We start from the raw sequence: 17,097 nt of genomic DNA, 5'->3' as shown, positions 1-17,097 counted from the left end.
ACATGGTGGTGACGGCCGACGACAACCAAGGGGGAGCCACCGTGAGCAAGCCGGAGTCGACTTTCGACACCTCCATGGACAAGACGAACCTGCTGCTCAAGGACATCGAGCAGACGTACGGCTGGCCGAAGGAGCGCCGCAACCAGTCGTACGCCGCACTGCGTACCGTGCTGCACCTGTTGCGGGACCGGATGCCGGTGCAGGAGAGCGCCCACTTCGCGGCCCAACTGCCGACCCTGGTGCGCGGGATCTTCTTCGAGGGCTGGGATCCGAGCGTGCTGCCGGTGAAGCTGAACCGGGACGACTTCCTGTACGAGGTCCGGCAGGGCTTCCCGTACGAGGTGGAGGGCGGCGCCGAGGGCCTGGTACGGACCGTCCTGGGCGCCCTGCGCCGGCACGTCCCGCAGGGCGAGTGGGATGACGTCCGGGCCACCGTGCCGAAGGACCTGGAGTCAGTACTGCCCTGACACACATCGGTTAGGAAGGGGCCCTTCCTCTACAAAAAGCGATAACAAGGGGCCCTTCCTTTCGGCCGCCCTCCCTTTCGGCCGGCCCTTCCTTTCGGCTAAGGGCGGCTGACGGTGTAGCCATGTCGCCGGGCCAGGGTGGCGAACGCGACGGCGTCCACCACGGCGGCCCCACCGGGATCGTTGTTGAAGTACACGTACGCGGTCTCGTCGGCGCCGAACCGGTCGGCGATCCGGCCGACCCAGCTGGCCAGTGCGGTACGCCCGTACCGGGGCCAGGGCTTGGCCCGGCCCTCGTGCAGCCGCAGGTAGCACCAGTCGGCGGTGCGCCACAGCGGGGTCAGCGGTCGGCTGCCCCGATCGGCCCAGCACAGCGCGGCGCCCCGGGCCGTCAGGATCGCCTGGACCTCGGCGGTCCACCAGCTGTCGTGTCGGGGCTCGACGGCGACCCGGATCTCGGGGGGAAACAGCGCGAGGGTCTCGTCCAGGGCGGCGGTGTCCACCCGCAGGTTCGGCGGCAGTTGCAGCAGCACCGGGCCGAGCCGGTCGCCGAGCGCGGTCGCCCGGCCGAGGAACCGGGCCACCGGTTCGGCCGGCTCACGTAGCCGCTTGATGTGGGTCAGGTAGCGACTCATCTTGACGGCGACGCAGAAGTCGTCGGGTGTCCGGGCCCGCCACCGCGCGAAGGTGTCCCGTTCCGGCAGCCGGTAGAAGGCGTTGTTCACCTCGACGGTGCCGAACGCCGCGGCGTAGTGCTCCAGCCAGCTTCGCTGGGGCAGCGCGGTCGGGTAGAACCGGCCGCGCCAGTCGCGGTACTGCCATCCGGAGGTGCCGACGAGGATCATCGGCGTCATCATTACCCAGCCGCCGGCCGCCCACCCGTTTCCCGCGCCCCGGCCGCGCGCTACCCGGTCGACGGCCCAGCCGGCTCGGGTACGGCCGCCGCCGCGGGTTGGACCAGTGGGGTGAGCAGGCCGGCGAGCCCGATCAGCAGGCAGCCGGTCCCGGCGATGAGCAGCACGGCGCCGCTGCCGTACCGGGCGGTGGCCCAGGTGAGCACGGCGGCGCCGACCGGCGCGAGCGCGTAGTGGATGGTCCAGAACGCCGAGGTGACCCGGCCGAGCAGACCCTCGGGGGTGACCTGTTGGCGCAGCGACATCGAGCAGATACCGGCCACCCCGATGCCGAAGGTGTAGACCGCGACCAGGGTGGCCGCCGAGGCGATGCCGCCGGCGAATCCGGCCAGCGCGACGGCGAGCCCGGCCAGCGCCTGCGCCGCGATCCAGCACAGCCCGAAGCCGAACCGGCGGCGGGCCGGCGCGACCACCAGTGCCGCCGCCACCGTTCCCACGGCGGCGACCGCGAGCACCGTGCCGACGATCTCGTCGGGCTGCCCCAGGTCGTGCTTGAGGCGGTAGATGAACACGTCGGTGAGTCCGAGCATCAGGAACAGCGACAGCGACAGCAGCACGGTCAGCGAGCGCAGCACCGGATGCCGCCACAGGAACAGCACCCCGGCCAGCAGGTCGCGCCAGCCTCGGGCGCCGGCGGTACCGGTGTCGGCCGGCTGGCGGCGGGCGAGCCGGACCAGGCAGAGACCGCCGGCCGAGACCGCGAAGGTGGCGGCGTCCACCCCGATGGCGGCGGGCGGGCCGAGCAGGCCGGAGACGACGCCCGCGAGCATCGGGCCGGTCACGGTCGCTACCGCGTACGTCGCGGACAGCCGGCTGTTGGCCTCGGTGATCGCGTCGACGTCCACCAGTCCGGCCACGGCGGTCACGTAACCGACCTGGAACACCATTCCCAACGCGCCACCGAGCGGCACCACCAGGTAGAGCAGCCAGACGTGCGGGCCGGCTAGCCACACCAGGGGCACGACCGCGTACGCGACCGCCCGCAGCGCGTCACACCCGATCATGAGTCGACGTCGGTCGAACCGGTCCACCAGAACCCCGGCGAAGACCCCGGCGAGTACCGAGGCCGCGCCGGCCATCCCGGTCAGCAGGCCCATCTGGGTGACCGAACCGGTGGCGTGCAGAACCAGCAGCGGAATCGCGACGTACGAGAAGGAGTCGCCGGCCACCGACAGGGTCTGCAACGCCCAGAAGAGCAGGAAGTCCCGGTTGCCCCGTAACGACGACGCGGTCCGGTTCACCCCCATGGTCACCGAGGATAGTGACAGCCCTCGGTGCCCCGCTGCCCGGACCGGGTGGGTTCCGGCCCCGGGCGGCCGTCCGGGTTCGGCCCGGCCGCGTCCGGGTCGTCAGGTGTTCCCGTACCGCGGGTCGTTCCGGGCTCGTTCGGGTGGTTAGACATGATCCGCCCGGGGGTACCAGCTTCGGCACGCCCGCCGCACCGTGGCGGGCGTGCGAACCAGCCGTCCCGGCGGTGGCATGGCATGCAAACCACCCGCCTCGGCGGCGATGCCCTACCAGCCGCTTCGGCGGCGCTGCTCCACCAGCCGCCACCGGCGGCGATGCCGAAGAGCTACCTTCGGGTGGCAAACCGATCAGCCGCTCCGGCGGCACCGAAGGAGACGTCGATGAGACTGAACGATGACGACATCCGCAGCGCCGGCGCGGGCGGCGCGGAGGGTCCCGCCGACGGTGGCGCGACCCCCGGTAAGCAGGATGGCGGCGCGGACGGCGGCGCGGAGGGCCCCGCCGACGGTGGCGCGACCCCCGGTAAGCAGGATGGCGGCGCGGACGGCGGTGCCGAGGGCCCGGCCGACGGCGGGGCGACCCCGGGTCAGCAGGACGGTGGCGCCGACGGCTCGGCCCGGTGACGATCGGGCTTCCGGCCAGGTCGACTGAGACGCCGGGCGGCCGCGGCCGCCCGGCGTTCGGCGATCCCGCCGGCATCACGGTCGAGTCGCCGGCCGCGGCGCCCGGATCGGTGACCGGTCCGGCGCTGACCCGGTGCGTGGCGACCGACCCGGCCGTCTTCGCCACCACCCACTGGGGCCGCCGGCCGCTGCTGTCCCGGGCCGCCGAGCTGCCCAACCCGGTCGGGTTCACCGACCTGCTGTCCCCGGCTGACGCGGACGAGTTGCTCAGCCGGCGCGGCCTGCGGACCCCGTTCCTGCGGGTCGCCAGGGACGGCGAGGTGCTGCCGGCCGGCCGCTACACCGGCAGCGGCGGGTCGGGCGCCGAGATCACCGACCAGGTCCTCGACGAACGGGTCCTGCAGCTGTACGCCGACGGCGCCACCCTGGTGTTGCAGGGCCTGCACCGGAACTGGCCGCCGCTTGTCGACTTCGCCCGCGAACTGGGACTGGCACTGGGCCACCCGCTCCAGGTGAACGCCTATCTGACCCCGGCCGGCAGCCAGGGTTTCGCCACCCACTACGACACCCACGACGTGTTCGTGCTCCAGGTGGACGGCCGCAAGCACTGGCGGATCCATCCGCCGGTGCTGCCCGACCCGCTGGAGCGGCAACCCTGGGGCGGTCGCGCCGACGAGGTGTCGGCCAGCGCCAGTGGGGAGCCGACGCTGGACGTGGTGCTGGAGCCGGGTGACGCCCTCTACCTGCCGCGCGGCTGGCTGCACAGCGCCCAGGCCCAGGAGTCCAGCTCCCTGCACCTGACCGTCGGGATCCGGGCGTTGACCCGGTACGCCCTGGTCGAGGAGCTGCTGCGGTTGGCCGCGGAGGATGGCCGGCTGCGGGCCAGCCTGCCGTTCGGGCTGGATGTGGCCGATCCGGAGCAGGTGGCGCCGGAGCTGACCGAGACCGTGGCCGCGCTGCGGGACTGGCTCTGCCGGGCCGATCCGGCGGCGGTGGCCGACCGGTTGCGGCAGCGCGCCTGGCCGGCCAGCCGGCCCGCGCCGATCCGACCGCTCGCCCAGACCGCGGCGCTCGCGACGGTGGACGCCGACACCCGGATCGCGCCGCGTCACGGCCTGTCCTGGCGGCTGGTTCCCGGCGCCCCCGGCCGGGTCATCCTGCGGGTCTTCGACCGGGCCCTGGACCTGCCCGACCAGTGCGCCGAGGCGCTCCGGGCCGCGCTGACCGGTGCGGTCGACCGGGTCGGTGACCTGCCGGGCCTGGACGACGACGCGGACCGGGTGGTGCTGGCCCGCCGGCTGCTCCGGGAGGCCGTCCTCGTCCCGGCCTGAGCCGCGGGGCGGGCCCCGGACGGTGGGCGGTTGACCGGGGGCCCCTCCTATACCGGAAGCGATAACAGGGTGCCCTTCCTTTCGGGGTCAGCGCAGGAGGGGGATCAGGACGGCGGTGGTGACCAGGCCGGCGGCCACCACCACGATCATCGGGCGGGGGCCGAGGGTGGCGTGCCGGCGATCGGCCAGTCGGCGGGCGGGTGCCAGGCCCACGACCGGGCCGAGCAGGGTCACCACGAGGCCCACCACGGGCAGCCCCACCTTCAGGTCGCCGCCGTACCGGGCTCCGGCGTACCGGGCGAGGGCGCCCAGCGCGGCGGCCAGGGCCGCGCCCAGCACCCCGAACAGCACCAGCAGCGGGTTCACCGAGGCCGGCAGGTCACCCGGCCGGGCGGCCCGGTCCAGCAGCGTCCGCACCCCGTCCAGCAGCGCTGCGGGGTCGCCGCTGGCGTCCGGTTCGGGGGTCGGCGGCGGGCCCAGCCGGGCGGCCGACCGACCCAGCCGAGCGGGTACGGCCTGCCAGAGGCCGGTCACCTCGGCGTCGACCCGGTCCGCGGCCTCCCGGGCGGCGGCCACCCGCTCCTCGGCCCGCTGGACCGCCTCGGCGGCGTTGGTCACCGCCCGGTCGGCGGCGGCGCACTGGCCGGCGTACCACGTCTCGGCCTCGGCCCGCTGGGCCGCCACCCGGGCGGACAGCGCGGCCAACTGACCGAGCAACCCGGCGTAGCCCTCGCTCATGACGCCACCCGGTAGGGGATGATGACCTGACCGGTCCGGTGGACCGACCGGTCGAAGAACAGTCCCCGCCAGGGGCGGGGATACCAGTCCGGGCCGCCGGTCCCGGGATAGAGCGACGAGGTCAGCTCGGAGCCCTGCACGTCCAGCGCGATCCAGGCGCCGATCTGGTCGGTGCGGGCGGCCGGGCCACCCAGGTCGGCCCGCATCCGGGCCACCCCCCGCCACCAGGCCAGCACGTGGGTACGCCGCTCCGGGCCGTCGTGCAGGATCTGGCGCAGGTGTTCCAGCCCGGTCCGGCCGCCGACCCGGCCACCGAGCGGCCCGGCCGCGGCGTCGACCGCGTACAGCAGCAGGTAGTGCGGCTCGGCGGGTCCACCGGCCAGCGCGGCGGCGGTCTCGGCCACCAGTTCGGGAACGGACTCCTCGTCGTACCAGGCGGCGTCGGCGCCCAGCGCGTCGAACAGGGCCCGCGCCGCCGGGTCGGCGTCCGGGTCGAGGCAGGCCACCGAGAACCGGGCGGTGCCCGGATGGTGCTGGCGGCGCAGCGACCGGCCGGCGGCGTCGAGCACCGCGCACGCCTCGTCGACGCCGGTGCCGAGCACCGCCAGGTTGCGGCCCGGCGCCCGGGGCAGGCGCAGCGCCGCCGACCGGGACTGCACGTCGATGATCTCCCCGAGCAGCGCGACAGGGGTCCGGCCACCGGCCCGGGGCGGCTCCGCGCCGGGTACGTCGAGCCGCGCGGTGCCGGGCGCGGACGCCCACGGCGCGCCGGCCGCCGGACCCGGTCCGCCCCGCTCCGGTGGCGGACGCAGCGCCAGGAAGTCGGGGGCCTCGGCCAGCCGGGGGATCGCGTCACCGTCGAACAACCGGGCCGGCGCGGCGTCCGGCGGGCGCATCCGCCACAGCCGGTGCTGCAGGTCGTTCCAGGTGCCCCAGTCGCTGGCCGCCGGGATCCGGGCCACCTCGTTGCCCTCCACCATGCCGGACTCGGCGTTCACCACGGCGTGGTGCCGGGGCAGGGACTGGGCTGCGTCGTTGCGCTCGTCCAGGATCCGCAGCGCCTTCGGCATGGCGATCCGCAGGGTGAACTGGGCGACCAGGGCGGGCCGGCCCCACAGCGCCTCGATACCGCGCACGTCCTGTGAGGCCAGCACCAGGTGGATGCCCTGGGACCGGCCGCGCCGGGCCAGGTCCTCCAGCAGGTCGGCGGCCTCCCGGGCCAGCGCGTCGCGCCCGGCGAGCAGCATCTGGAACTCGTCCACCACGGCGACGATCCGGGGCCACCGCCCGTCCGGGTCCACCGCCCGCAGTTCGGCGAGCTTGGTGACCTCGTACCGCTTGGCGGCCTCCGCGCGCCGGCGCAGTTCCTCGGTGAGGAACCGCAGCAGGGCCAGGCCGAACTCCCGGTCGGTGTTGACGTTGATGCCGACCAGCCGCAGGTGGGGCAGCCAGCTCGGGTCCCGACGGCCCTGGGCGAACCGGGCGAACGACACCCCCTCCTTGAAGTCGAGCAGGTAGAACTCCAGCTCGTCGGGGGAGTAGCGGGCCGCGAGGGAACCGATCCAGGCGAAGATCAGGTTGGTCTTGCCGGTGCCCGACGGGCCGCCGATCAGCGCGTGCGGTGGATAGTCGCCGAGGGTGAGGGTGACCGGCCGGCCCTGGGGCCCGTCGCCGATCGGCGCGGTCAGCCCGTTCGCCGAACTCTCCCGCCACATCCGGTCCGGCGGCGGCAGCAGGTCGGTGAACGGCGTGGGCGCCGGCCCGGCGCTGACCTGCTCGGCGATCCGCCGGCAGGTCTCGGTGAGCAGCGCCGGGGGCGGCGCCGGATCGAGGGTGACCGGCAGCGACGGTACGGCCGCCAACCGGGCCCCGTCGGCGCTGACCCTGATCCGGGTCACCGTCGGTGAGTCGGGCAGTTCGATGTCCCGGACCACCAGGTGCACCCCGCAGGCGGCGCCGGTCCGGGCGATCCGGTCCAGTTGCGCGCGTTCGTGCCGGCCCGGCTCGTCTCCGCCGAGCAGCACCGCCACCCGCCAGGGCTCCGGCCGGCGCCCGGTGGCGACGGCCAGCTCCCGCACCGATCCGTACTCGCCGGCCAGCACCTTCTCGTTGATCCGGCGGATCTGGTCGACCAGTTCGTCGAGCAGCCCGGCCAGCCCGCCGGGGCCGACGAACGTGAGCAGCCCGGCGGTGGCCAGTGGCGCGAAGCCGGCCAGCCCGCCACCGAGGTGCTCCGGGTCGTAGCCGATCACCCGTACGGCCCCCGGGGTGGCCCGGCCGATGCCGCGCAGCAGCAGGCCGGCCACCACGGCGTCGCAGCCGGCCGCGTCGTCCCCGTGCAACTCGACGTGCCCGGCGTCCAGCAGCGGGACCAGCGCCGGTACGCCGTCGGCGATCCCGCCGATCCGCAGCGGTCCCGGCGGTTCGGCGCGTACCGCCGGGGTGGGCTGCCACTGCGCCCAGGGGGCGCTCGCGGCGCCCGGCGCCTCGGCGTGGGCCGCCGCGGTGACCCGTTCGGCCAGGTCGGCGAGCCGGGCCGCGTGCCGGCGCTCGACCTCGGCGAGCCGTTCGTCCCGCTGGGCGCCGGCCCGGCCGGGTATCCGCTCGGCGGCCTGGCGGGTGCGGGCCAGCCGGTCCCGCGCCTCCTCCAGGTCGGTCCGGGCCGCGGCGAGGTCCGCCCGCGCCGCGCCGAGCGCGTGCGAGAGCATGCCGCGGACCCGGTCGACGAGCTGGGTCCGCACGTCAGCCATGGGTCTCCCGGGTGGTGGCGGGCCCGATCCAGCCACGTCCGCTGGTCGATCCGGGTGATCCGGGGGCGCCGCCGTCGCGTCGGGTCTGGCTCGCGCCGCCCTCGTGCCGGCTGGGGCTCGGACCGGAGTCGCGTCGGGCCGGGTTGCCACCGGAGTCGCGTCGGGCGGTGGGTTCGGCTCCGCCGGCCACCCCGATCGCCTGCCGCGCGTCCCGGCCGAGGCGGCGCAGCAGCACCCCGGCGAGCACCCCGGCCGCCACGGCCGGGTCGGCCGGGTTCGCCGGCTTGTCCCGCTCCTGCGGTTGGCGGGGTGGGGGCATCCGGCAGACCCGGGTCAGCAGCGTGTCGAGCACCGCGGGCGGCAGGCCGGGCAGCAGCTCCCGGACCCCGCCGCTGAGTTCGCGCCGTAGCCGGGGCAGGTCCTCGGCCCGGGGCGGGTGGCCGAGCAGGTCGGTGGCGAATCCGCGCAGCAGCGGCGGCGCCACGGCGGCCAGGCCGAGCCCGACGTCCGCGTCGACCTGGCCGAGTTCCCGGCGGATGCCGGCCCGGTCGCCGGCGCCGACCCCGGCGGAGACCCGACGGAGCAGTTCGGTGGGATCGGTGACCCGCCGGCTCGGCTCCCCGGCCGGTGCCTTCGCGTCCCCGGTCAGCTCGGCCACCCGGGTCGGCCACCACCGCCGCAGACCGGTGTCGGCGGGTTCCCGACCGGCGGTGGAGCGCTCCGGGGGCCGTTCCGGCTCGTCTGCCGGCCGGCCGGACTCGCGTCGCCGCTCCGCCGGGATCGGTACGGGTTGCCCGTCCCGGGCCAGCCCGATCGCGGCCAGGTAGCTGGCCAGTTGCTCCTGCGCGACGAGCAGCGTCCGGTTCGCCGTCTCCAGGTGTTCGATGGCCGCCGTGAGTTCCGGTACGCCCATCGGGTCGCTGGACTCCTGGCGTACCCAGCGCAGCCGGTCGGCGGCCTTGCCGAGCCGGTCGAGCGCCTGCGCCACCAGCCCGACCGGCAGGTCGTCCGCGGCCGCGCGGACCCGCGCCCCGAGATCCTCCACGATGGACATGGCGGGCTTACAGGCTCGCGACGTACTGCTGGGCCTGCTCGACCGCGGTGAGCGTCGCGGCCAGGCAGTCCTGGAGTTCCTGGCTGGCCTGGGACAGTGACGCCTGCGCGGCGGTCACGGTGTCGTGCCCGCTGCCCTCCAGCGCGCCGGCGAGGGTCTGCTGCGCCTCGGCCAGCTTCTCGCCCGCGGCCTGCACCGCGGCCTGGCCGTCGCCGATCTGTTGGAGTGCGGCATCGATCGCTGACTTGAGCTCGGCGACGCTCGCCACTGCGGGACCTCCTGGGGGCGGGGAGGGATCTAACAGTAGAGGTTAGACAGTTTGCGTGGACGGGACCCCCTCGGTGTGTTGCTGCCCGGGTGTCCGTTCCCCGCCGCCGGGGCCGGTACGCACAGTCTCCGAGGTGACACGCCTGGTGACGGGGGAGATCGCCCCATTAGTCGCTTGTGGCGCGGTCGATGTCGCAGTCGCGTTGACGCGCGGCCGGGTCAATCGAGCCAGCGTGGACCGCGTACCTCGGCGCCCAGTGCGGTCACCCGGTGCCGCAGCTCCCGGTCGGCCGTCACCACGACGCACCGACGGTCCGGCGCGGCGCCCACCAGATCGACGATGGCGTCGTCGCCGGACCGCTCGGCCGACACCACCCGGACCGCCGGGGTGCCCGGGACGCCCCGCGCGGCACCCTCGACCACCAGCACCACCTCCAGCGGCGGTGGCAGGTCGGTGCGACCGTCCCGGGCCACCGGTTCCAGCCGGTCGCGCAGCCGGGTGGCGGCACCCGCACGGTCCCGCCACCAGCCGTCCGGGCGGGACCCGACCACGTTCGCGGCGTCGACGACGAGCAGCGGGGGCGTCTCCACCCGCTCAGACTGCCACGCGGCGACGTTTGCCGCCCGGACCGCCGGGTAGCCGGCACCGGGCACACCCGCGCCGAGAACAGGGGAGAGCCAATGACACAGGGATTCGGGGACTTCGGGTCCGACCCGTGGGACGAGTTCCTGGCGCGCTACTTCGGCCGGGGCGAGGGGCGGCGACCGCACCGGGTCGACATCACCCGACTGATGACCGCCGACGCCCGCGAACTGCTGGCCGACGCGGCCCGCCGGGCGGCGCAGCGGCGCAGCAGCGACCTGGACACGGACCACCTGCTCTGGAGCGCGCTGCAACGGGAGCCGCTGCGCCAGCTGCTGTCCCGGGCCGGCGCCGACCCGGACGCCCTGCTGGCCGCGCTGGGCGGCCGGCGGGACGGCGCCCCCGGCGGTGAGGTGCCGCCGAACCTGTCCCTCACCCCGGCGGCCAAGCGGGCCCTGTTGGACGCCCACCAGCTGTCCCGGGCGATGGGAGCCTCGTACATCGGCCCCGAGCACATCCTGATGGCGCTGCCGCTCAATCCGGAGTCGCCGGCCGGCCGGATGCTGGCCTCGAGCCGGATCCAACCGCAGTCGTTGCAGGCCGCCGGGGTCGAGCGGACCGGCGCGCCGGCCGCGCAGCCGGACCACGGCACGCCCACCCTCGACCAGTACAGCCAGGACCTCACCGACCTGGCCCGGGCCGACCAGATCGACCCGGTGATCGGGCGGGCCGCCGAGATCGAGCAGGCGGTGGAGATCCTGTCCCGGCGTACCAAGAACAACCCGGTGCTGATCGGCGAGGCGGGCGTCGGCAAGACCGCCATCGTCGAAGGGCTGGCCGAGCGGATCGCCGACGGCGACGTGCCGCAGACCCTGCTCGGCAAGCGGGTGGTGCAGCTCGACCTGGCCAGCCTGGTGGCCGGTACCCGGTACCGGGGCGACTTCGAGGAACGGCTCAAGAAGGTCATCGACGAGATCCGGGCCCACCGCGACCAGCTGATCGTCTTCCTCGACGAGATCCACACGCTGGTCGGCGCCGGCGGCGCCGGCAGCGAGGGCGGGATGGACGCCAGCAACATGCTCAAGCCGGCCCTGGCCCGGGGCGAACTGCGGGTGGTCGGGGCCACCACCCTGGACGAGTACCGGCGCAGCATCGAGAAGGACGCGGCGCTGGCCCGCCGGTTCCAGCCGGTGCTGGTGCCCGAGCCGGACCTGGACGACACGGTGACCATCCTGCGTGGCCTGCGGGACCGCTACGAGGCCCACCACCAGGTGCGGTTCACCGACGAGGCGCTGGTGGCCGCGGCGGAGCTGGCCGACCGGTACATCACCGACCGGTTCCTGCCGGACAAGGCGATCGACCTGATCGACCAGGCCGGCGCGCGGGTCCGGCTGCGCACCCACACCCCGGACGGCGACGTGCGGGAGCTGGAGCACCAGCTGGAGGAGGTACGTCGGGACAAGGAACAGGCGGTCGCCGACGAGCAGTACGAGCGCGCCTCGCAGCTACGGGACCAGCTCCAGGGAGTCCAGCAGCGGTTGGAGCGGCTGCGGGGCGACGGCGACGCCGACCAGGTGCCGCAGGTCGGCACCGGTGAGATCGCCGAGGTGGTCTCCCGGGCCACCGGCATCCCGGTGAACCAGCTGACCGAGGAGGAACGCAGCCGGCTGCTGCGTCTGGAGGGCCACCTGCACGAGCGGGTGATCGGCCAGGACGACGCGGTGGGCGCGGTCGCCGAGGCGGTCCGACGGTCCCGGACCGGCCTGGCCGACCCGGACCGTCCGATGGGCAGCTTCCTGTTCCTCGGCCCCACCGGGGTCGGCAAGACCGAACTGGCCCGGGCCCTCGCGGAGGCGCTGTTCGGCGACTCCGACCGGATGACCCGGCTGGACATGAGCGAGTTCCAGGAGAAGCACATGGTGAGCCGGCTGGTCGGCGCCCCGCCCGGTTACGTGGGGTACGAGGAGGCGGGCCAGCTGACCGAGCAGGTGCGCCGCCGGCCGTACTCGGTGATCCTGCTGGACGAGGTGGAGAAGGCGCATCCGGACGTGTTCAACGTGCTGCTCCAGGTGCTCGACGAGGGGCGGCTGACCGACAGCCAGGGCCGGACGGTGAACTTCCGCAACACCGTACTGATCATGACGAGCAACCTCGGGTCCGAGCTGATCATGGGTACGCAGCGCAGCGTGGGCTTCGGCACCGAGGGGCCGGCCGGCGCCGCGGCCGAGGAGAGCGATCTGCGGGACCGGCTGATGCGCCGGCTGCAGGAGCACTTCCGTCCGGAGTTCCTGAACCGGATCGACGAGGTGATCATCTTCCGTCGGCTGGAGGAGCAGCAGATCCGGCAGATCGCTGGCCTCATGCTGACCGAGACCGAGCGGCGGTTGCACGCCCAGAACATCAGCGTGGAGTTCACCGGTGCCGGCCTCGACTGGCTCGCCGAGCACGGCTACCAGCCCGAGTTCGGGGCCCGGCCGTTGCGTCGGACCATCCAGCGCGAGGTCGACAACCGGCTCTCCACGATGCTGCTGGACGGCTCGCTCAGCTCGGGGGACCGGATCCGGGTCGACGCCCGGGACGGACGGTTGGAGTTCGACGTGCGCCGGGGCGAGGGGTCCGGCCGACCGGCCGAGGCGAGCGCCAGGGCCGGTCGTTGAGGGGGGATGGCCGATGACCGAGCCGGAGGAGAGCCGGGAGAAGACCCCGAAGACGGACGCAGTCCCGCCGGGACCGACCGCGAACCCGCGCCGGACCCGCAACGTCGACAAGCCGGACGCTGCCGGGGCCGACACCGTCGGGAGCGGTTCGGCCGGGGACGGCGCGGCCGGGGATGACGCAGCCGGGCCGGGCGCCGTCGGCGGGGGCGGCGAGGAGCAGACAGGGCGCGGGGGCGGATCCGGCGGGCCGGACCCGGGCCGACCGGCGGAGGGAGAACGGTGATGGCTCGCAACCAGCGCGTGGAACCCGAGGTGGAGCAGCTGTGGCAGGAGTTCCACGAGTGCGTCAACGTCACGTCCGAGCGGTTGCGTACCTGGCTGCTCACCCAGGGTTCCGGTGAGGCGGCGTTCGGCACCGATCCGAGCCTCGACCTGCCGGAACCCGGCCGTTCGGTGCTGGCCATCAAGGGCAAACGGAAGGTCGACCTGACCCGGGAGGACGTCGAGACGATGCGGGACACCGTCGAGGAGGTCCGCCGGCTCCTGGACGCCCGGCCCGCCGTCGGGGCCGGCGACGAGCAGTGGCGACACGCGCTGCTGGACCTCGGCCACGATCCCCTCGCGGATCGCTGAACCCGACCCGGTCCGGAACCGGGCAGGTGTGCGCAGTTGTGGTCGCTGGGGCGACAACAACTCCGCACACCTGTTCCGTTCGCGCCTGTCCGGCTACTGCGACTCGACGCTCGGAACGCTCAACCCGGCCGCGTCGGCGGCGTCCTGGCGCTCGGCCCGCAGGGCCTCCTCCCGGGCGATCAGGTTGCCGTACTCGGCCACGTCACCCGGCTGCGGCAGCTCCGGTACCCGCCGCAGGAACGCCTCGACGTCCCGCGAGGCCGACGTGTGCGCCGCCGCGACCCGCCGGACCCGCTCCAGGTCGTCGTCGCGGCTGGGGTCGTCCGCTGGAAACAGATCAGTCATGGTGGGTCTCTACCCGGTTCGACGGGTTTCGCACCGATCCGGTCACAGTTCCACGGGTCACAGCTCCGCGGGTCACAGTTCCGCGGGTCACAGCTCCACGGGCGGCAGGTCCTCGGCGTACGTCCGCCGCCGGGTCACCACGTCGCGGACCTTGTCCAGCATGCCCACCGCCGGGTCCACCACCCGGTTCCACGGCGGGGTGGCCGGGGTCGACGGTCGGGGCCGGGTGGGCGCCGCCTCCTGGGCGATCTCCACCCGGTTGCCGAGCCGGATCAGCTCCGCGTCGGAGGCCAGCGCCCGCAGCGGCGGGAACAGGTCCGCGGCGGCCGCCGCGGCGTGCCGGTGCAGCAGGCCCACCACCCGACGGGCCCGCCGGTCGTACGTCGGGTCCTCGGGCGCGGTGCCGGAAAGTTCCTTGAGGGCGGTGAGCAGCGTGATGTCGGCGGCGATCTCGCGGTCGGCCAGCGTGGCGCCGTCGGGCAGCGCCACCCGGATGGTGGGGTAGAGGTACTGCTCCTCGGCCGACAGGTGCCGCACCACGGTGGCGGTGAGCACCTCGGCCACCTGGCGCCGGCGCCCGGGGGCGGTGGCCGGCTCGATCAGCTCGCCGCACAGCGCGTCGATCCGATGGTGCTCGACGGCGAGCAGGTCGACCATGTTCCGCCCCCCGGGTCGGTAGCCGTCGGCCGGCCCGCCGGTGTCCGGCGGCAGCGGCGGCAGGGGAACAGTGGTCATCGGACCCTCCCTCTCCACGGTGTCTCCGCAAGGAAGGGCCCCCTGTTGTCGCGTTCCGATGTACAAGGGTCCCTTCCTAACCTCCCGACGCCGTCCGGTGACCTCGGAGACCCCGGCACCGCGTCGATGGCAGCGGCGATACCCGGCGGTGGGCGTGCCGAAACCGGAGGCTGGTCGCTGCTCCGGTAACCGGGGACTGGTAAGAAGAACCGATGACCAGCCACCCCGAATCCGCCCCGCCCGCCGTCGACGGTGAGGTCGTCGACCTCTGTCGGGACCTGCTGCGGATCGACACCACGAACACCGGCGACAACGAGACCTCCGCCGGCGAGCGGGTGGCGGCGGAGTACGTGGCCGGCAAGCTCGCCGAGGTCGGCGTGGACAGCCGGCTGATCGAGTCGGCACCCGGCCGGGCCAGCGTGCTCGCCCGGATCCCCGGAACCGACTCCAGCCGCGGGGCGCTGCTGGTGCACGGGCACCTCGACGTGGTGCCGGCCGACCCGGACGAGTGGTCGGTACACCCGTTCTCCGGGGAGCTGCGCGACGGTTACCTGTGGGGCCGGGGCGCCATCGACATGAAGGACTTCGACGCGATGATGCTCGCGGTGGTCCGGAACTGGCAGCGCACCGGCGTACGTCCCGAGCGGGACATCGTGCTCGCGTTCACCGCGGACGAGGAGGCCGGCAGCGACTACGGCGCGCGGTACCTGGTGGACCGGCACCCCGACGAGTTGGCCGACTGCACCGAGGCGATCGGCGAGGTCGGCGGTTTCTCCTACTCGGTGAACGACGACCTGCGGCTGTACCTCATCGAGACCGCCGAGAAGGGCATCAACTGGCTGCGCCTGCACGCCAAGGGCCGCCCGGGGCACGGCTCGTTCGTCCACGACGACAACGCGGTGACGGCGCTGGCCGAGGCGGTGGCGCGGATCGGGCGGCACCGGTTCCCGGTGGTCGTCACGCCGACCGTGCGGGCGTTCCTGGAAAACGTCTCCGAGGTGCTCGGGGTCGAACTGGACCCGGACGACCCGGAGACCGCGATCGCCAAGCTGGGCCCGATCGCCACGATCATCGGCGCGACGGTCCGGAACACCGCCAACCCCACCCGGTTGGCCGCCGGCTACAAGGACAACGTGATCCCCGGCCGGGCCACCGCCACCATCGACTGCCGGAGCATGCCGGGACAGTCCGACCTGCTCATCGAACAGGTGCGCGAGCTGGTCGGTCCGGACATCGAGATCGAGTACATCCAACGCCAGGACGCCCTCGAGACCACCTTCGACGGTCCGCTGGTCGACCTGATGGCCACCGCGCTGCGGGCCGAGGACCCGGGCGCGCGGCCGGTGCCGTACATGCTCTCCGGTGGTACGGACGCGAAGGCGTGGCACCGGCTGGGGATCCGGTGTTTCGGCTTCGCGCCGCTGCGGCTGCCGGCCGACCTGAACTTCTCGGCGCTGTTCCACGGCATCGACGAGCGGGTACCGGTGGACGGACTACAGTTCGGCGTGCGGGTGCTCGACCGGTTCCTGCGCGCCTGCTGACCCCTCGTCCGCCGCCCCGGCGGTCCGGACTCCCGCTCTGCCGACCACCTTCCCGAAGGGACACCCACCATCATGACCGACCAGCACGTCGAGCTGGACGCCGCGCTCGAGCGGGTCATCGAGGCCGCGCGGATCCACCTGGCGGCCGTCAAGGCCGCCGAGGGACGGGTCGACGACGACGATGTCTGGCAGGCGTACGTCGCGCTCAACAACGCCTCGTACGAGTACGACGACCAGCTCCTGGAGGCGTACGGCGAGGTGACGCCCTGGGACGTCGAGTCGATCGACCCGGAGGAGGCGGACGAGCGCTTCGGGGTGGGCCTCGGCGGCGCCGACGGGACCGAGCCGGCCGATCCGCACCCGCAGGTGTTGTCGGTGCGCCAGCGGCGGGACTTCCGGGTGCCGAGCGTCGGGGCGCTGATCCGGGTGGCCCAGGCCGCCCGCCGGGCGGGGCTGCCGGACGGCGACGAGAGCGAGCCGGTCGAGGGGGTCGGCGAGGCGGTGCTGGAGCTGCTCCAGGCGGGCGACGGCTCGCTCGCCGCGCTGGACATCCCCGAGCTGGAGCCGTTGGACGGGCTGGTGATGGTCAGCGAGGTGGCCGTACCGCTCGACCTGGAGGGGTTCGACGACGACGACGGCGTCGGCCCGTTCCAGCCGGGGGCGGACGACCGACTTGTCGGTCGCCTCGACGAGCACCCGTTCCTGCCCGAGACGGACGCCGAGGACGAGCCGGCGCGCTGACGCCGGACCCGGCGCGGGTCAGTAGGACAGGCCCGGTTGCGGTGTGTTGACCACCCGGCGGCGCAGCACCACCTGGCGGGTGCCGTCGCGGTACAGCCGCACCCGGGCCAGCTCCCAGCCCGAGAACTCCGCCTGGATGGCCAGCTGCGCCATCGCGGTCACCCGGTCGACGTTCGGCGGTAACCGTAGCGGCGCGTATTCGTAGTCCATGCGTTCCATCCTGCCCAGCGGCCCCGGCGGACACCAGTCCCCGCGCAGCACCGGGACCACCGAGTGCCTCCCCCTACCCAGCCCACCCCAGGATCAAGCCCGACGGCCGGGCTGGTTTGCCGGACCGCTGGGGGGTTTCCGCCGACCCCGCCCGCGTCGGGATCAAGCCTGACCGCCGGGCTGGTTCGCCGGACCGCTGGGGGGTTTCCGCCGACCCCGCCCGCGTCGGGATCAAGCCTGACCGCCCAGAGCGGGCGGGG

The 17,097-nt window shown here is 74.3% G+C and carries 18 protein-coding genes; 8 read left to right on the top strand and 10 right to left on the bottom strand.

The annotated features are described in order from the left end of the window. The first annotated feature begins 2 nt into the window (after nucleotides 1-2). The gene (locus ACXN5W_RS17015) at nucleotides 3-467 is read left to right on the top strand and encodes a DUF2267 domain-containing protein (protein ID WP_473159283.1); all 465 of its coding nucleotides are present in this window, start codon (nucleotides 3-5) and stop codon (nucleotides 465-467) included. Between the two features lie 98 nt (nucleotides 468-565). On the opposite strand, the gene ACXN5W_RS17010 is transcribed toward ACXN5W_RS17015, so the two are convergent. Continuing rightward, nucleotides 566-1,312 (bottom strand): DUF72 domain-containing protein, encoded by a 747-nt coding sequence (locus ACXN5W_RS17010; protein WP_473159282.1) that lies wholly within the window; start codon nucleotides 1,310-1,312, stop codon nucleotides 566-568. 59 nt (nucleotides 1,313-1,371) lie between these two features. Beyond that, nucleotides 1,372-2,628, bottom strand: a complete 1,257-nt coding sequence (locus tag ACXN5W_RS17005) for an MFS transporter (protein ID WP_473159281.1) — start codon at nucleotides 2,626-2,628, stop codon at nucleotides 1,372-1,374. 381 nt (nucleotides 2,629-3,009) lie between these two features. On the opposite strand from ACXN5W_RS17005, the gene ACXN5W_RS17000 reads away from it, so the two are divergent. Together ACXN5W_RS17000 and ACXN5W_RS16995 are read left to right on the top strand one after the other, a co-directional pair. Beyond that, nucleotides 3,010-3,252 (top strand): hypothetical protein, encoded by a 243-nt coding sequence (locus tag ACXN5W_RS17000; protein ID WP_473159280.1) that lies wholly within the window; start codon nucleotides 3,010-3,012, stop codon nucleotides 3,250-3,252. A 2-nt stretch (nucleotides 3,253-3,254) separates the two neighbouring features. Beyond that, nucleotides 3,255-4,583 carry a cupin domain-containing protein gene (locus ACXN5W_RS16995; RefSeq protein ID WP_473159329.1) on the top strand — a complete coding sequence of 443 codons (1,329 nt, stop codon included), beginning with the start codon at nucleotides 3,255-3,257 and terminating at the stop codon, nucleotides 4,581-4,583. An 87-nt stretch (nucleotides 4,584-4,670) separates the two neighbouring features. Here ACXN5W_RS16995 and ACXN5W_RS16990 read toward each other — a convergent pair whose 3' ends face one another. The 5 genes from ACXN5W_RS16990 to ACXN5W_RS16970 form a co-directional block, all read right to left on the bottom strand. Then, nucleotides 4,671-5,321 (bottom strand): hypothetical protein, encoded by a 651-nt coding sequence (locus ACXN5W_RS16990; protein WP_473159279.1) that lies wholly within the window; start codon nucleotides 5,319-5,321, stop codon nucleotides 4,671-4,673. After that, nucleotides 5,318-8,071, bottom strand: a complete 2,754-nt coding sequence (locus ACXN5W_RS16985; protein ID WP_473159278.1) for an FtsK/SpoIIIE domain-containing protein — start codon at nucleotides 8,069-8,071, stop codon at nucleotides 5,318-5,320. Before ACXN5W_RS16985 ends, ACXN5W_RS16990 begins: the two co-directional genes overlap by 4 nt. Next, entirely contained in the window at nucleotides 8,064-9,125 is a 1,062-nt protein-coding gene (locus ACXN5W_RS16980; RefSeq protein WP_473159277.1) for a hypothetical protein, read from the bottom strand. The genes ACXN5W_RS16985 and ACXN5W_RS16980 overlap by 8 nt, the downstream gene beginning before the upstream one ends. Nucleotides 9,126-9,132: 7 nt before the next feature. Continuing rightward, nucleotides 9,133-9,393, bottom strand: coding sequence for a hypothetical protein (locus ACXN5W_RS16975; RefSeq protein WP_473159276.1), 261 nt, complete (start codon nucleotides 9,391-9,393; stop codon nucleotides 9,133-9,135). A 218-nt stretch (nucleotides 9,394-9,611) separates the two neighbouring features. Beyond that, on the bottom strand, nucleotides 9,612-9,983 hold the full coding sequence (locus ACXN5W_RS16970; protein WP_473159275.1) for a PIN domain-containing protein: 372 nt from the start codon (nucleotides 9,981-9,983) through the stop codon (nucleotides 9,612-9,614). A gap of 90 nt (nucleotides 9,984-10,073) precedes the next feature. Here ACXN5W_RS16970 and ACXN5W_RS16965 point away from each other — a divergent pair, with 90 nt between their 5' ends. From ACXN5W_RS16965 to ACXN5W_RS16955, 3 genes are read left to right on the top strand one after another with little or no spacing between them, the layout of a single operon-like run. Beyond that, on the top strand, nucleotides 10,074-12,632 hold the full coding sequence (locus ACXN5W_RS16965) for an ATP-dependent Clp protease ATP-binding subunit (RefSeq protein ID WP_473159274.1): 2,559 nt from the start codon (nucleotides 10,074-10,076) through the stop codon (nucleotides 12,630-12,632). Between the two features lie 13 nt (nucleotides 12,633-12,645). Next, nucleotides 12,646-12,915, top strand: coding sequence for a hypothetical protein (locus ACXN5W_RS16960; RefSeq protein ID WP_473159273.1), 270 nt, complete (start codon nucleotides 12,646-12,648; stop codon nucleotides 12,913-12,915). Continuing rightward, nucleotides 12,915-13,265 (top strand): DUF3140 domain-containing protein, encoded by a 351-nt coding sequence (locus ACXN5W_RS16955; RefSeq protein ID WP_473159272.1) that lies wholly within the window; start codon nucleotides 12,915-12,917, stop codon nucleotides 13,263-13,265. The genes ACXN5W_RS16960 and ACXN5W_RS16955 overlap by 1 nt, the downstream gene beginning before the upstream one ends. A 93-nt stretch (nucleotides 13,266-13,358) precedes the next feature. On the opposite strand, the gene ACXN5W_RS16950 is transcribed toward ACXN5W_RS16955, so the two are convergent. Both ACXN5W_RS16950 and ACXN5W_RS16945 read right to left on the bottom strand, forming a co-directional pair. Then, nucleotides 13,359-13,610: a hypothetical protein gene (locus ACXN5W_RS16950; RefSeq protein ID WP_473159271.1), complete on the bottom strand. Its 252-nt coding sequence runs from the start codon at nucleotides 13,608-13,610 to the stop codon at nucleotides 13,359-13,361. 87 nt (nucleotides 13,611-13,697) lie between these two features. Continuing rightward, the gene (locus tag ACXN5W_RS16945) at nucleotides 13,698-14,345 is read right to left on the bottom strand and encodes a hemerythrin domain-containing protein (protein WP_473159270.1); all 648 of its coding nucleotides are present in this window, start codon (nucleotides 14,343-14,345) and stop codon (nucleotides 13,698-13,700) included. 212 nt (nucleotides 14,346-14,557) lie between these two features. Between ACXN5W_RS16945 and ACXN5W_RS16940 the strand changes: the two genes are divergently transcribed. Together ACXN5W_RS16940 and ACXN5W_RS16935 are read left to right on the top strand one after the other, a co-directional pair. Then, nucleotides 14,558-15,886, top strand: coding sequence for a M20/M25/M40 family metallo-hydrolase (locus tag ACXN5W_RS16940; RefSeq protein ID WP_473159269.1), 1,329 nt, complete (start codon nucleotides 14,558-14,560; stop codon nucleotides 15,884-15,886). A gap of 72 nt (nucleotides 15,887-15,958) precedes the next feature. Then, the gene (locus tag ACXN5W_RS16935) at nucleotides 15,959-16,627 is read left to right on the top strand and encodes a hypothetical protein (RefSeq protein WP_473159268.1); all 669 of its coding nucleotides are present in this window, start codon (nucleotides 15,959-15,961) and stop codon (nucleotides 16,625-16,627) included. An 18-nt stretch (nucleotides 16,628-16,645) separates the two neighbouring features. Here ACXN5W_RS16935 and ACXN5W_RS16930 read toward each other — a convergent pair whose 3' ends face one another. Then, complete coding sequence (locus ACXN5W_RS16930) at nucleotides 16,646-16,837, bottom strand: DUF5703 family protein (RefSeq protein ID WP_473159267.1); 192 nt, start codon at nucleotides 16,835-16,837, stop codon at nucleotides 16,646-16,648. Between the last annotated feature and the right edge of the window lie 260 nt (nucleotides 16,838-17,097).

The organism is Plantactinospora sp. A48, from assembly GCF_055793945.1.
This window is presented reverse-complemented; position numbering and strand designations above follow the sequence as displayed.

Bases quoted from the DNA above. Each gene is read 5' to 3' on its own strand.
- ACXN5W_RS17015 (WP_473159283.1), top strand. From the start codon at position 3: ATGGTGGTGACGGCCGACGACAACCAAGGGGGAGCCACCGTGAGCAAG.
- ACXN5W_RS17010 (WP_473159282.1), bottom strand. From the start codon at position 1,312: ATGATCCTCGTCGGCACCTCCGGATGGCAGTACCGCGACTGGCGCGGC.
- ACXN5W_RS17005 (WP_473159281.1), bottom strand. From the start codon at position 2,628: ATGGGGGTGAACCGGACCGCGTCGTCGTTACGGGGCAACCGGGACTTC.
- ACXN5W_RS17000 (WP_473159280.1), top strand. From the start codon at position 3,010: ATGAGACTGAACGATGACGACATCCGCAGCGCCGGCGCGGGCGGCGCG.
- ACXN5W_RS16990 (WP_473159279.1), bottom strand. From the start codon at position 5,321: ATGAGCGAGGGCTACGCCGGGTTGCTCGGTCAGTTGGCCGCGCTGTCC.
- ACXN5W_RS16985 (WP_473159278.1), bottom strand. From the start codon at position 8,071: ATGGCTGACGTGCGGACCCAGCTCGTCGACCGGGTCCGCGGCATGCTC.
- ACXN5W_RS16980 (WP_473159277.1), bottom strand. From the start codon at position 9,125: ATGTCCATCGTGGAGGATCTCGGGGCGCGGGTCCGCGCGGCCGCGGAC.
- ACXN5W_RS16965 (WP_473159274.1), top strand. From the start codon at position 10,074: ATGACACAGGGATTCGGGGACTTCGGGTCCGACCCGTGGGACGAGTTC.
- ACXN5W_RS16960 (WP_473159273.1), top strand. From the start codon at position 12,646: ATGACCGAGCCGGAGGAGAGCCGGGAGAAGACCCCGAAGACGGACGCA.
- ACXN5W_RS16955 (WP_473159272.1), top strand. From the start codon at position 12,915: ATGGCTCGCAACCAGCGCGTGGAACCCGAGGTGGAGCAGCTGTGGCAG.
- ACXN5W_RS16950 (WP_473159271.1), bottom strand. From the start codon at position 13,610: ATGACTGATCTGTTTCCAGCGGACGACCCCAGCCGCGACGACGACCTG.
- ACXN5W_RS16945 (WP_473159270.1), bottom strand. From the start codon at position 14,345: ATGACCACTGTTCCCCTGCCGCCGCTGCCGCCGGACACCGGCGGGCCG.
- ACXN5W_RS16940 (WP_473159269.1), top strand. From the start codon at position 14,558: ATGACCAGCCACCCCGAATCCGCCCCGCCCGCCGTCGACGGTGAGGTC.
- ACXN5W_RS16935 (WP_473159268.1), top strand. From the start codon at position 15,959: ATGACCGACCAGCACGTCGAGCTGGACGCCGCGCTCGAGCGGGTCATC.
- ACXN5W_RS16930 (WP_473159267.1), bottom strand. From the start codon at position 16,837: ATGGACTACGAATACGCGCCGCTACGGTTACCGCCGAACGTCGACCGG.